Genomic DNA, 12771 nt, shown 5'->3' with positions numbered 1-12771 from the left:
CCAGAGTATACCCGAAGATAAATTACTTATAATCTGACCATTCACGGCCGCGCTGCCATCACAAACGTCAGCTCTCCCCCATTTATAATATCCTGATGCGCCAGAAACGGCCGCGTCAGCTTTTGGCCATTTAGCCGCGCTTCTTTTACGTACACGTTCTTATCGCTCTGGTTTTTCACGTTGATAGTGAAGGTTTTACCATTTTCTAGGTGCAGCGTGGCGCCATTTACGGCGGGACTGCCGAGGGCATATTCATTCGAGCCGGGCGCGACGGGATAGAAGCCTAAGGCGCTGAAGATGTACCAGGCGCTCATCTGGCCGCAGTCGTCGTTGCCGCCGAGGCCGTCGGGTGTGGGGTGGTACATGCGCTTCAAAATCATGCGCACGCGCTCCTGGGTTTTGTAGGGTTGGTTGGTCCAGTTGTAGAGGTAAGCGGCGTGGTGGGCGGGCTCGTTGCCGTGCACATAGTTGCCGATGATGCCGTCGCGGGTGATGTCCTCGGTTTCGGCGAAGAACTTGTCGGGCAAGTTCATCGTGAACAGCGAATCGAGGTGCGGCACGAAACGCTGGTTGCCGCCCATCAGCTTGATGAGCGCGGCAGGGTCTTGGGGCACATAGAGACTGTAGTTCCAGGCATTTCCTTCAATAAAACCTTGGTTATTGGTGCTTAACACATCAAACTCTTTGCGAAACGTGCCGTCGCTGAGCTTGGGCCGCATGAAGCCGATGCGGGCATCGTACACGTTCTGCCAGTTGCCGGCGCGCTTGCTGAACTCTTGGTAAATATCCTGGCGGCCCAGCTTTTGGGCGGCCTGCGCGATGCACCAGTCGTCGTAGGCGTATTCGAGCGTTTTGGACACCGACGAGCCACTTTTGTCTTCTGGCACGTAGCCCAGTTGCAGGTACAGCCCGATGCCGTCGTACCACTGCTGGCGGGCCGTGGTCACGCAGGCATCCAGGGCTTTGTTGGCGTCGAAGGTCACGTTACCTTTTACAATAGCGTCGGCAATGACGGGCACGCTGTGGTAGCCGATCATGCACCAGTTCTCATTGGCGTAGTGCGACCACACCGGCAACATGTGCTCCACGCTCTGGCTGTAGTGCGCCAGCATCGACTGCACCATGTCGGCGTTGCGCTTGGGCTGGAGCAGGTTAAAGAGCGGATGCAGGGCGCGATAAGTATCCCATAATGAGAACGTTGTGTAATTGGTAAACCCATCGGCGCGGTGCACATTTTGGTCGAGGCCCTTGTACTGTCCATCGGCGTCCATATAGGTAGTCGGGCTGAGGAAGGCGTGGTACATGGCCGTGTAGAAGTTATCCTTGTCCTCACGCTTAGCCGCCTGAATTACCACTTTGCTCAGTTCCTGCTGCCACTGCTGCTGGCCTTGGCGCTTGATCTGGTCGAAATCCCAGCCCGGCGCTTCGGTCCGCAGATTCTGGAGTGCCCCCGCTGTGCTCACCGGCGAGAGCGCAAACTTGAGCTTAATCTTCTCGTTGGCGGCAGTCTTGAAGTCGAAGTACAAGCGCAACTGCTGGCCAGCTAAGTCGGGGAAGTTCTTCGTTTGATTGAAGCGACCCCAGAAGCCGCGGTACACCTCCTTTTTGGAGTAATTGCGGCTGCCGTATTCCCGGAACGGCTTCGAAAACTGCATGGCAAAGTACACCGTGCGAGTACGCCCCCAGCCGTTAGTCTGCCGGTAACCGGTTACCAGTGAGTCGTTTTCGACCCGCACAAACGTCCAGACGTTCTTATCAGGATAGTTGTAAATGCCCGCCATCAAATCCAGAATGATGTGGGCATCGTCGGCTTTCGGGAACGTGTACTGGTGAAACCCGACGCGGTTGGTGGCGGTCAGCTCGGCCAGGATGTTGTGGTCGTCGAGCTTTACCCGGTAGTAAGCGGGCTCGGCTACTTCATTTTGGTGGGAATACGCCGAGCGGTAACCGCTCTGGGGTTTGTCGGCGGTGCCGGGGTTGAGCTGCAACGGCCCGGTGGTGGGCATCACCAGGAAATCACCCAGATCGGAATGACCGGTGCCGCTAAAGTGCGTGTGGCTGAAGCCCACGATGGTTTTGTCATCGTATTGATAGCCAGCACAATACTTGTACACGTCGGGGTTGTACTTCCCGTTCTGCTCGTAGCTAAGCGTGTCGGTATCGGGCGAGAGCTGCACCATCCCGAAAGGCACCGTCGCACCCGGAAACGTGTGCCCCATCTTCTGTGTGCCCACGATGGGATGGGCATACTGGACGAGGTTTTCGGTGGGCTTGGGCTTCCGGGCGAAGGCCGGCAGTGCCGCAAGGAGCACCGCAGCAAGGGGCAGGAGTTTCATCAGCTTCGGGAGGAGGTTGAAGCTGGCAAGGTAGGATACTAAGAACGTGTTTTTGCATTGCCTTGCTTATGCATTGCCTTGCTTATCACAGAGGTCGCCTAGATAAAGCGTTGCAATACTTCTAGGTTATGGTATCGCTCACTTTTTCGCCTTCGAAAACGAGTACGGCGCATCTTCTACCTTCGTACCGCGGCTCGTATTGGGCGTGGCAGCCATATCAAAATCTACCGTTGCACCTTTTTGCAATTCATTGTTACTAAGCCAATTATGAGCGTACGGCTGGCCGTTGACCGCCACGTCACGGATATAGCGATTGGCGTCGCTATTAGCCGGGGCGTTGAATACGATCTCTTTGCCGTTTTCCAGCCGCAACGTGGCTTTCTTAAATAGCGGCGCTCCCAGTACATACTGGTCGGTGGCGGGGCAGACGGGGTAAAAGCCCAGGGCCGAAAACACGTACCACGCCGACGTCTGGCCGTTGTCTTCGTCGCCGCAGTAGCCGTCGGGGGTGGGCAGGTAGAGGCGGTTCATCGTTTCGCGCACCCAATACTGCGTTTTCCAGGGCTGGCCGGCGTAGTTGTAGAGGTAAATCATGTGCTGAATGGGTTGGTTGCCGTGGGCATAGTTGCCCATGTGGGCAATCTGCATCTCCCGGATCTCGTGGATCACGGAACCGTAGTACGAGGCGTCGAACACCGGCGCGAGGGTAAACACCGTGTCCAGCGCCGCCACAAACGGCTTGGGACCGCCCATCAGGTTCATCAGGCCCTGCACGTCGTGAAACACCGACCACGTGTAGTGCCAACTGTTGCCCTCGGTGAAGGCATCGCCCCACTTAAAGGGGTTGAAAGGCGCCTGAAACTTGCCATCCTGGTTTTTGCCGCGCATCAGGCCGGTTTGTTTGTCGAAGAGGTTGCGGTAGTTCTGGCTGCGCTTGGCGTAGAGATTCACTTCCTTGGCGGGCTTATGTAACGCTTTGGCTAACTGATAGATAGCAAAGTCGTCGTAGGCGTATTCGAGGGTGCGGGCGGCGTTCTCGTTGAGCTTTACGTCGTAGGGCACGTAGCCCAGTTTGTTGTAATACTGCACGCCCGCGCGGCCCACGGCTTCCAGCGGGCCAGCGTTGTTGGCCCCGTGCACTAGTGCTTCGTAAAGGGTATTGATGTCGTAGCCGCGTCCGCCCTTCAGGTAAGCATCGGCCACCACGGAGGCCGAGTTGTTGCCCACCATCACGTTGCGGTAGCCGGGGCTGGCCCATTCCGGTAGCCAACCGCCTTCCTTATAAGCATTTACCAACCCCGCCTGCATTTGGGCGTTAACGCTCGGATACATCAAATTCAGGAAGGGAAACAACGAGCGAAACGTGTCCCAGAACCCCGTGTCGGTGTAGAGGTAGCCGGGCAGCACTTGGCCGTTGTAGGGGCTGTAATGCACCACGTTGCCGGCGGCATCCAGCTCATAAAACTTGCGCGGAAATAGCAGCGAGCGGTACAGACACGAGTAAAACGTCCGCTGCTGATCGGGGGTGCCGCCCTCAATTTGAATACGGCTGAGTTCTTTGTTCCAGGCCGTTTTGGCCTTTTGCTTCACCGCCTCGAAGTCGTCGGTGCCGATCTCTTTCAGGTTCAATTCAGCCTGCTCCGGGCTGATGAACGACGAGGCCACCCGCACGTTTACCTGCTCGCCCTTGCGCGTCTTGAAGCCCACGACCGCACCCGCGTGATTTCCCTGAAATTCTAATACGTTAGTAACTAGTTCTTTATCCTTATATATGTTCGTGCTGGCAAACGGCTTATCGAATTGCAGCACGAAGTAATTCCTGAAGTTCTCAGGCACGCCGCCGCTGTTGCGGGTGGTGTAGCCCACAATCTTGTTTTCCTGCGGCAGCAGCTTCACGTACGAGCCTTTATCGAGGGCATCGAGCACGACGTAGGCGCTGTCGGTGCGGGGAAAGGTGAACCGAAAACGCGCCGCACGCTCAGTGGGCGCAATTTCCGTAACCACATCATGGTCAGCCAGATACACTTGGTAATAATACGGCTTGGCGACTTCGGCTTTGTGCGAAAACCAGCTGGCGCGGTCGTCTTCCTCGAAGCGCAGTTTGCCCGTGATGGGCATCAGGGCAAACTGCCCGTAGTCGTTCATCCAGGGCGAAGGCTGGTGCGTTTGTTTGAACCCGCGGATCTTGTCGGCGCTGTATTGGTAGGCCCAGCCGCTGCCCATTTTGCCGGTTTGCGGCATCCAGAAGTTCATGCCCCACGGCAACGCGATGGCCGGATAGGTATTTCCGTTCGAAAGACTAGGCTTCGAGTCGGTACCCATCAGTGGGTTTACCAACTCTACGGGCTCAGAAATTTGCCCCTTGACAGCACCCGCGCACAGTAGAAAAACTAGGGCCGCAAACGTGGTAAAGACTTTATTCATAAGCATATAACAAGGACGCTAGTGTTGCCTGAAAGCCAGCATTTTCCCAAGAAAACCAACTTCTTCTGACAAGCCGTTAATATAGAAGTAAAAAGCCCTAACAGCGCCCGCAACCCATAGAAGTGCGCCTTCGGACCGCTCCCTCATTTCGACAATTCGGCAATAACTCAAAGGCCTGCTTATGTGTTGTTCCAGCCTGTAGCGGGCTATAAGCGCCGCCAGCAGCTGAAGCCAACATTTTGTTTTTGATGCTTACAGCAACCATCTAGTTATCAGCCTGTTACTACACCATTAAGGAGAACTATTCTCCGGTTTATGCCAGTGTTTTTATGCGTCTTTTCTCTACACGCCTATTTTTGCTTTCTATGGCAGTGGTGCTAGCGGCGAGTGGCTGTAATCTATTGGAATACAGCCCCAATCAGGCTTACGTACCCGCCGCCGAACGCCACCTTACGGCTCAGAATCTGCGCCGGCTCCAACAACAGCCGCTTTCGCCTACCGACACGCTGCGCTTCGTGTTTATCGGCGACTCGCAGCGATTTTACGACGAGGCCGACGACTTTGTGGCTAGCGTCAATGAGCAGCAAGACATTGATTTCGTGATGCTTGCGGGCGACATTTCCGACTTTGGCCTGGTGCGGGAAATGCGCTGGATGCACCGCCGCCTGCAACGTCTGCGCGTGCCTTACCTCACCGTCATCGGCAACCACGACCAAGTGGGCAACGGCCGCAACGCCTACCAAACGGTGTTCGGGCCTCTGAATTACTCGTTTGTGCGCGGCGGCACGAAGTTTATCTGTGTCGATACCAACGGCCGTGAATACGGCTTTCAGGGCCGGGTGCCCGATGTGAGCTGGCTCACGCAGCAGCTCGCCGACACGGCCGGCGCGCAACGCTCCGTTGTGGTGTGCCACGTGCCGCCCACCGACGCCGACTTCGATCCGCAACTGGTGCAGCCGTATGCCCGCACCGTGCGCAGCAGTCCGCAGCTGGTGTTGCACTTGGCCGGGCACACCCACCGCTACACGGCCGGCCAGCCCTTCCGCGACGGCATCACCTACCTAACCACGTACAACTTCGAGAAGGGCCGCTACCATATTGTGTCGGTATGGGGCCGGCGCCAGTTTCGCCTTGAGACCGTTCAGTATGCGTCGCAGAACTGAAATACAACCACTTGCTACACTGATACTTAGCTTTATCCCCTGCTTCGCGCACGCGCAAGCCGAGGCCGATATACGCCGGTCGGGGCCGTTCTTCCTGACGGTGCAGGTAGCGGGCGGGCAGGGCGTGGTGGCGGTGGGCGGTGGCTACTGGCTGGCCGACCGGCGGCTGGAGCCGGAGGTGCTCGTGGGCTACGTGCCGCGCTCCATTGGCGGCAGCCGCATGGCCGTTTTCACTTTCAAAACGACGTACACGCCTTTCGAGCCCAAGCTCGGCGGGCGCGGCGACTGGCGCCTCAACCCCGTATCGGTGGGCGGCTTCCTGAACTACACCACCGGCAAACAATTCTTCCTGACCAACAACTCGGCCGGTCGCTACCCCGAAGGCTATTATTGGTGGTCGTCGGCGGTGCGCCTTGGGGCTTTTGCCGGGCTGCGCCTCACGCATCATTCCACCGAGCCCAACCTGCACGGTTGGCCCCGCCGCACTTCTTTTTACTCCGAACTGAGTACCAACGACTTGCACCTGGTAAGCGCCCTGACCAACAAAACGCTCCGCATTCCCGAAATCCTGACCTTAGGGTTGGGGGTGAAAAACGGTTGGTAAGGCCTAAACGAGAAGCGTAGCCATAAAAAAAGGGGAACATTGCTGCTCCCCTTTTTCCTTATCGAATGCGTTGCCTACAACTTAACAATAGCAGGCAGTTGCGCTTCAAATAGCTTGGTAAACTCCTGAGCAGTCAGGATATGGCCTTGCTTTTGGGCATCGTTTGCCGTATTGTAGCCAAATTCGGCAGCGGCAATGCGTTGGGTGGGCGTACCGTGGTGGCCCGTGCTAGAGAATTGGCAGTCGCCGATGTTGAAAAACACTTGCAAGAACTGTCTTACGCGTTTCCACTGCATTGAAGCGCCGCGGGCGTGCGAGAGGTAGTAAGCCGAATAGGCATCCGCCATGAGTTCCGTGCGGCGAGTAGCTTCTGGCGTATTCTCATTCGTGAACAAGCCCAGTTGGAACTGTACTTGGTGGCCAAACTCGTGAGCCAGAATGGCTTGCGGCGCTACATCATCGTAGCCAAGGGCAGTGTACGCTTCCATGATGCCGTCGCCCATAATGATCTTAGAGGGGATGGTGCCATACGGAGGCAAGTCGAAGCCTTCCTGAGCAAACGCGTTGAACGTGAAGATGGGGTGGGTACCATTTCTCATCTCCGGCGAGGTCTTCAAAAAGGTTAATACCCGGTCAGCATAGAATGCGGCGCTGGCATCGGACAAGCCGAAGGCGGCTTTGTAGGTCCGGATCAGTTTGGTGCGGTCTTGCAGCATGTTGCCGTGCATGGCGGCCAGCACAATGTCCTGCGACTGAATGTTCCAGAAACGCTGCAAGTCCTTGAAAGTCTTGGTCAGCCGTTGCGTGTACTCGCCTTTCTGTCCGAAATACTGGTTTGCTGAGCTGTTCTCAAAAAGCAGGGCATCGTAGGTAGGCAAATCCAGCATGGCCGTGTTGTTCACCTTCGCAAAAGACAAAGATGTCCAGTCTGCCAACTGCTGATCCAGCCACAGGTTCAGGGGAGTATTGCTATCGCAGGGCGTCGGCTGAATGGCCGTCGCGCGGCGTACCATATCCCGGTACTGCGGGTCGGCTTTGGCCAGTAGCCCCGAGTTTGCTTTAAGATCCCCGTCCGTGCCGGCTGGCAACGTAGCAGACTGAGTTGAGTTGGCAGTGGAGGGAGCATTTACCAAGGCATCATTCTCCTTTTGACAGCTGGTCAGCAAGGAAAATGAAAGAACCGCAGACGCTGTTAGTAATTTGAGGTGTTTCATGGGTGGAATTGATTGAGATACTTTCGATGAAAAGATGTGATAATTATACCATAAAATATTTTTAAAATCTAACATTGTGTTTTTTGAGGATCGTTGTAGAGTAGCCAGAATAAACGCAGAAAATCTTCATTGCTGCTATATACTGCCTATAAACAGGCCCCGCATCCGAGCAGTGCAGCAACTTTTGCACGACTTCCTATGCATGAGTTAAAAAAGAAAATCCTATATAACTACTTAGTAAACAGACCCTTAACAATAGCATATTAAAAACCACGACCCGCCTGGGCGGGTCGTGGTGCACGTAGCGCATCGGCGCTGAAATGCTTAGCGGATTCGGGCCCCCGCCAAGTAGGCATCTCGCGCTTCGCTGAGCAGGCGCAAAATGCCGGCCCGTTGCCGCAACAATCCTTCAATGACCGGGCGGTGCTCCCGAAACAGCCGCACTGCCCGCAAACGGCGCAGGCGGGCCGCCAGGCTATTCCAATAGCTCAGGGCATAAAAACCCGTCAGCGGCAGGCTCAGGGCATAGGCAGTCGTGAGGCGCCAATCCTGTACAAAGTGCTCTACCAGAGCAATTTGCGAAATATAACAGAGCGTAAACGTGATCATGCCCACAACCAGCATTATGGGGGCCACAAACTCTACGTCTTTGGTTGCCCGGCGTGCCACCACCGAGGGCAGAATGTAGGGCACGTAGTTGTTGACAACTCCGTATAGGTACACCGGAAACCCCAGCAGCAGTTTCACGCCGGCCACGGCCCCGCGGCTCCAGCGCTTGCCTTGCCCCCGCGACGATTCCAGCGACTCGTCGGTGAGGTGCACCCGACGCAGGTCTTGCAGGTACGTTTTCAGGCGTTCACGCACTTCGTTGAGGCGCACCGGATCGTGCCGTTCGAAATAAGCAATGCCTTCTAACAGGTTGCGACTCAGGAGGTAGTTGTCGTAGAGGGTTTCTTTGTCGTCGATAAAATGATCGGTAAACGTGCGTTCCACCTGCATCACCAACTCGTCGTCGGCGGCGTCGCGGGTAATCACGAGGCGGCCCTCCAGTCGCACCCTAATTTCTTCGGTGAGCGCATCGGCAGCGCCTTCGGGGTCTTGGCGGTAGCGGTCGGCGTAGTCGGCTACCCGGATGGGCTGGCCAACGTTGACAAACACATCCGACAGAAACCGCGTGGGATCGAAGTAGTTGATACCCAAGGGCAACACCCGCAGCCCCAGTTGGAAGTTGTGGCGCGCTTCGGCTCCCAGCGCAATGCGGGCCGCGCCCGTTTTGAGGGGCCGCAGGCGGCGCTCCGAAATGCTGGTGCCCTCCGGAAAGATCATGATGGTGCCGCGCCGATCGAGGTAGTCGTAGCAGCGGCTGAAGGCGGCTTCGTTGCGGGCCGCCAGTTCTTCGGGCGAAGCCCCCCCAACGCCGGTTTCAGCATCCTGCCGCCGATAAATCGGAATAGAATTACCCGACTCCATGATCCGGCGCAGAATGGGGTTTTGAAAGAAGGTGCTCTTGGCCAGAAACGCAATCGGGTCGCGGCGGTTGACGGCTATCACCAACGGATCCATGAGCGTATTGGGGTGATTACCAACGATTAACAACGGACCGGGCTCCTGTAGTCGCTCGGGGTGCCGGATTTCGAGCCGGCGAAAAAATACCCGCAGCGCCACCTGCACCAAGGGCTTCATAACGGTATAAAAGAGCATGCCACCAAGTACGCTCGAACTTTGCAAACGGCCAAAGCAGCACGCCGCACCGGCCGTGGGTTTGCTGCCAACTACCGCCGAACCAGTATCTTTCGGCTAGTTCAGCCTGGCCTGAGATCCTTTGCCCCGAAGCGCCACAGCGAAAAGGCTGAAGCTGAGAATCTTTGGCTTCCTGGCTTTGCTTATCTTAAGTACCTGCCGGAAGCGGCGTACGCTGGCCGCTGCGTCGTCGTTCTTAGGCCGCGCGAGTGGCTGTATGTTTGACCCGCGACCCATAAAAAGTCCGTCGCACCTATTTTTTAGTGCCCAACAAGTATGCGTTGTTTTGTAAGTCTAAGTGCGGGTTTGTTGTTGATGGCCAACACGGTATGGGGCCAAACCAACATGGCAGTTCTGCGGAAAGCCGATGACCTGGTGGCGGAGAAAAAGTACGAGTCGGCCTTTAAGCTCCTCAACGACTACGACCCCAAAAATGCACAGCCCGCCGTGGCCCTCAAAAAAGAGGAGATCGTGCTGAACTACAGCATCGCCAGCAGCAACTACAGAAGCTTCACTTTCAAGGACTTAAGTACGCTGGAGTCGTTGGAGGAAAACCAAGAGCACGAAGCCCCGGGTACGCGCTACCGCTTCCGGGTGCGGGCCGTGCTGGACTCCCTCAAGCAAAAGTACCCCGACAACTACAAGCTCGACCGCGGCCTCGGCGACTATTACTACGCCGTGCAGCAGTGCGACTGCGCCGAGAAGAAAAAGACTGAGGATGAGCTGTTTCCGCTCATGATCAAGCATTATGAGGAAGCCCACAAACACGCTTACGGCGACTACAAATCGTATTTTGTGGTAGGCTACGCCAAGCAGCGCCTCGGCCAGTTTAAGCAGAGCGTGCCGTACTTTCTGCACTCCATCGAACTGAAAAAGGACTTCCCCACGGCCCACCTCAACCTCGCTTTTGTGTACCTGGAGCTGAAGCAATACGAGAAAGCCCGCACCGAAGCGCAACTGGCTGTAGATCAGTTTCCTGACGAGGCCCACAAGTCCGACGCCAGCTTCCTGCTTAGCAAGATCGAGGAGCGAATCAAAACCCAAAAGGAGCTGCTGGCCGCAAAAAAGACTGGCAAGAAGACCTCCAAAACAAAAAAGCCCGCAACCGCTAAAGCGACGCCCGCCAAGAACACCGCGACGCCGGAGCCGAAACCCGCAGAAACGAAGGCGGCTGAGGCAAAATCTGCCGAAGCAACGCCCGCCGATGCCAAGCCAGCCGAAGCTAAGCCGAATTAACTCTCTACACAACTTATTAATTATCAATAAGTTGTACGCCATTGGCCAACAAAAACCCCGCCTGTCATCCTTTGCTTAGGATGACAGGCGGGGTTTAGCATTAGGAGAAATGAAAATGCTTCGCTCCTACTTATTCATCACGTTGTTCTGGCGGTTGATAGACTCGATGTGGATGGCATCCAGGTACTTATGGATGAAGTCCTCCGTCAGGCCTAGCTTGGCGCCTTTCTTTACGCCGCGCTCCAAAATTTCGCCCCAGCGGCTGGGCTGCAGAATGGTGATGTTGTTCTCCTTTTTGTACACCCCGATTTGCTCGGCAATGGCCATGCGGTTGCTGATGAGCTGCATGATCTCGTCGTCGATGTGATTAATCTGCTGGCGCAGGCGCTCCAACGCGGTCAGAAACTCTTGTTTATCGGTGGTTTCGGCGCGCCAGATGAGGCTATCAATCAGCTCGCCCAGGCGCTCCGGCGTCACTTGCTGCTTGGCGTCGCTCCAGGCATTGTCGGGGTCGATGTGCGATTCGATCATCAGGCCGTCGTAGTCGAGGTCGATGGCCTTTTGGGCGATGCTTTGCAGCACATCGCGGCGACCACCAATGTGGCTTGGGTCGCAGATAAGCGGCAATTCGGGCAGGCGCAGCTTCATCTCGATGGGCAGGTGCCACATCGGGGCATTGCGAAAATCGGTGTTGCCGTAGCTAGAGAATCCTCTGTGAATCAGCCCGATATCTTTGATACCGGCTTTCGCAATGCGCTCCACGGCGCCCGTCCACAACTCGATGTCGGGGTTGATTGGGTTTTTGATTAGCACCGGAATGTTCACGCCGCGCAGGGCATCGGCCACTTCCTGCACCGAGAAGGGGTTTACGGTCGTGCGGGCACCGATCCAGAGCACGTCCACATCGAAGGCGAGGCAGTCCTCCACGTGCTTGGCCGTGGCTACTTCCACCGTAATCGGCAGGCCCGTAAGGTCTTTGGCCTTTTTCATCCAAGGCAGGCCTTTCGTGCCGATGCCTTCGAACAGGCCGGGCTTAGTGCGCGGCTTCCAGATGCCGGCGCGCAGCATATCAACTTTGCCAGTGGCCGCGAGGCGCGTGCAGGTTTCGATGGTCTGCTGCTCGGTTTCGGCGCTGCACGGGCCCGAGATGATGAGCGGCTTTTTGTGAATAGAAGGCTTGCCGAGGGCGGCCAGGGGAGATGACTGATCCATTATTTCAAGATTTTACGAATGACGTTGGCTTGTTCAATCAGGTTGGTAAACGCCTGATAGTCTTCTTGTTGCAAAATATCGCGCATGTGCTGAAGCTGGCGCAGGTGCTCGTCGAGCACGTCGAGCACATTTAGGCGGTTTTGGCGGAAAATGGGCACCCACATCGCCGAGGAGCTTTTGGCCAAGCGCACCGTCGATTCGAAGCCGCCGCTGGCCAGCTCAAAGATGCGCTGTTCTTCTTTCTCTTTCTCTAACACCGTGAGCGCCAGCGCGAAAGAAGTAATGTGGGAAATGTGCGACACGTAGGCCGTGTGCACGTCGTGAGAGGCTGCATCGAGGTACACGAGGCGCATTTGCAGCTGCTGAAACACCTTTTCTACCAGTGCCACGGCAGCCGGATGACTATGCTCGGCATCGCAGATTACGAGCGTTTTGTCTTCAAACAGGTGAGGCACCGCCGCTTCCGGCCCTGAATATTCGGTACCGGCCATGGGGTGCACCGCCACAAAACGGTCGCGGTGCGGGTGGTCGGCAACGGCGGTCAGCAGCTTTTCTTTCGTCGAGCCGACGTCAATAACTACTTGCTGATCAACCACATCCAATACCTGCGGCAGCACCGTCAGCATGGCGTCCATGGGCACGGCCACCACCACCAAGCTCGAGCGGCGTACGGCCGCGGCCAAGTCGGTGGTGCCTTCATCAATGAGGTTCAACTCCAATGCTTTGCGCAGGTTTTCGGCACTCTGATCGACCCCGATCACGCTGCCGGCCACGCCGTGCGCTTTCAGGCTTAAGGCCAGCGAGCCGCCAATCAACCCCACTCCTATTATCGTGACAACCAT

9 protein-coding genes are annotated in these 12771 nt (G+C 56.4%); 3 read left to right on the top strand and 6 right to left on the bottom strand.

What is annotated here, in order from left to right:
- Positions 1-41: 41 nt before the first annotated feature.
- Positions 42-2336, bottom strand: a complete 2295-nt coding sequence (locus tag H9I52_RS19090; RefSeq protein ID WP_187455168.1) for a GH92 family glycosyl hydrolase — start codon at positions 2334-2336, stop codon at positions 42-44.
- 138 nt (positions 2337-2474) lie between these two features.
- Positions 2475-4760 carry a GH92 family glycosyl hydrolase gene (locus H9I52_RS19085; protein ID WP_187455167.1) on the bottom strand — a complete coding sequence of 762 codons (2286 nt, stop codon included), beginning with the start codon at positions 4758-4760 and terminating at the stop codon, positions 2475-2477.
- Between the two features lie 365 nt (positions 4761-5125).
- On the opposite strand from H9I52_RS19085, the gene H9I52_RS19080 reads away from it, so the two are divergent.
- Both H9I52_RS19080 and H9I52_RS19075 read left to right on the top strand, forming a co-directional pair.
- The gene (locus tag H9I52_RS19080) at positions 5126-5923 is read left to right on the top strand and encodes a metallophosphoesterase family protein (RefSeq protein WP_262386130.1); all 798 of its coding nucleotides are present in this window, start codon (positions 5126-5128) and stop codon (positions 5921-5923) included.
- Entirely contained in the window at positions 5907-6527 is a 621-nt protein-coding gene (locus H9I52_RS19075) for a hypothetical protein (protein ID WP_187455165.1), read from the top strand. The genes H9I52_RS19080 and H9I52_RS19075 overlap by 17 nt, the downstream gene beginning before the upstream one ends.
- 74 nt (positions 6528-6601) lie before the next feature.
- Here H9I52_RS19075 and H9I52_RS19070 read toward each other — a convergent pair whose 3' ends face one another.
- Positions 6602-7741 carry a hypothetical protein gene (locus tag H9I52_RS19070; protein ID WP_187455164.1) on the bottom strand — a complete coding sequence of 380 codons (1140 nt, stop codon included), beginning with the start codon at positions 7739-7741 and terminating at the stop codon, positions 6602-6604.
- A gap of 324 nt (positions 7742-8065) precedes the next feature.
- Positions 8066-9442: a lysophospholipid acyltransferase family protein gene (locus tag H9I52_RS19065; protein ID WP_187455163.1), complete on the bottom strand. Its 1377-nt coding sequence runs from the start codon at positions 9440-9442 to the stop codon at positions 8066-8068.
- 315 nt (positions 9443-9757) lie between these two features.
- On the opposite strand from H9I52_RS19065, the gene H9I52_RS19060 reads away from it, so the two are divergent.
- Positions 9758-10717, top strand: coding sequence for a tetratricopeptide repeat protein (locus tag H9I52_RS19060; RefSeq protein ID WP_187455162.1), 960 nt, complete (start codon positions 9758-9760; stop codon positions 10715-10717).
- Between the two features lie 126 nt (positions 10718-10843).
- On the opposite strand, the gene H9I52_RS19055 is transcribed toward H9I52_RS19060, so the two are convergent.
- Positions 10844-11929, bottom strand: coding sequence for a chorismate mutase (locus tag H9I52_RS19055; RefSeq protein ID WP_139515293.1), 1086 nt, complete (start codon positions 11927-11929; stop codon positions 10844-10846).
- Positions 11929-12771 carry a prephenate dehydrogenase gene (locus H9I52_RS19050; protein WP_139515292.1) on the bottom strand — a complete coding sequence of 281 codons (843 nt, stop codon included), beginning with the start codon at positions 12769-12771 and terminating at the stop codon, positions 11929-11931. Before H9I52_RS19050 ends, H9I52_RS19055 begins: the two co-directional genes overlap by 1 nt.

The organism is Hymenobacter sp. BT491, from assembly GCF_014349165.1.
Lineage (GTDB): Bacteria > Bacteroidota > Bacteroidia > Cytophagales > Hymenobacteraceae > Hymenobacter > Hymenobacter jejuensis.
The sequence above is the reverse complement of the archived record's forward strand: the minus strand, read 5'-3'. Positions and strand labels throughout refer to the sequence as shown.

Excerpts from the sequence above, each read along its gene's own strand:
- H9I52_RS19065 (WP_187455163.1), bottom strand. The coding sequence starts at position 9,442 with ATGCTCTTTTATACCGTTATGAAGCCCTTGGTGCAGGTGGCGCTGCGG.
- H9I52_RS19085 (WP_187455167.1), bottom strand. The coding sequence starts at position 4,760 with ATGAATAAAGTCTTTACCACGTTTGCGGCCCTAGTTTTTCTACTGTGC.
- H9I52_RS19080 (WP_262386130.1), top strand. The coding sequence starts at position 5,126 with ATGGCAGTGGTGCTAGCGGCGAGTGGCTGTAATCTATTGGAATACAGC.
- H9I52_RS19050 (WP_139515292.1), bottom strand. The coding sequence starts at position 12,771 with ATGGTTGTCACGATAATAGGAGTGGGGTTGATTGGCGGCTCGCTGGCC.
- H9I52_RS19060 (WP_187455162.1), top strand. The coding sequence starts at position 9,758 with ATGCGTTGTTTTGTAAGTCTAAGTGCGGGTTTGTTGTTGATGGCCAAC.
- H9I52_RS19075 (WP_187455165.1), top strand. The coding sequence starts at position 5,907 with ATGCGTCGCAGAACTGAAATACAACCACTTGCTACACTGATACTTAGC.
- H9I52_RS19070 (WP_187455164.1), bottom strand. The coding sequence starts at position 7,741 with ATGAAACACCTCAAATTACTAACAGCGTCTGCGGTTCTTTCATTTTCC.
- H9I52_RS19090 (WP_187455168.1), bottom strand. The coding sequence starts at position 2,336 with ATGAAACTCCTGCCCCTTGCTGCGGTGCTCCTTGCGGCACTGCCGGCC.
- H9I52_RS19055 (WP_139515293.1), bottom strand. The coding sequence starts at position 11,929 with ATGGATCAGTCATCTCCCCTGGCCGCCCTCGGCAAGCCTTCTATTCAC.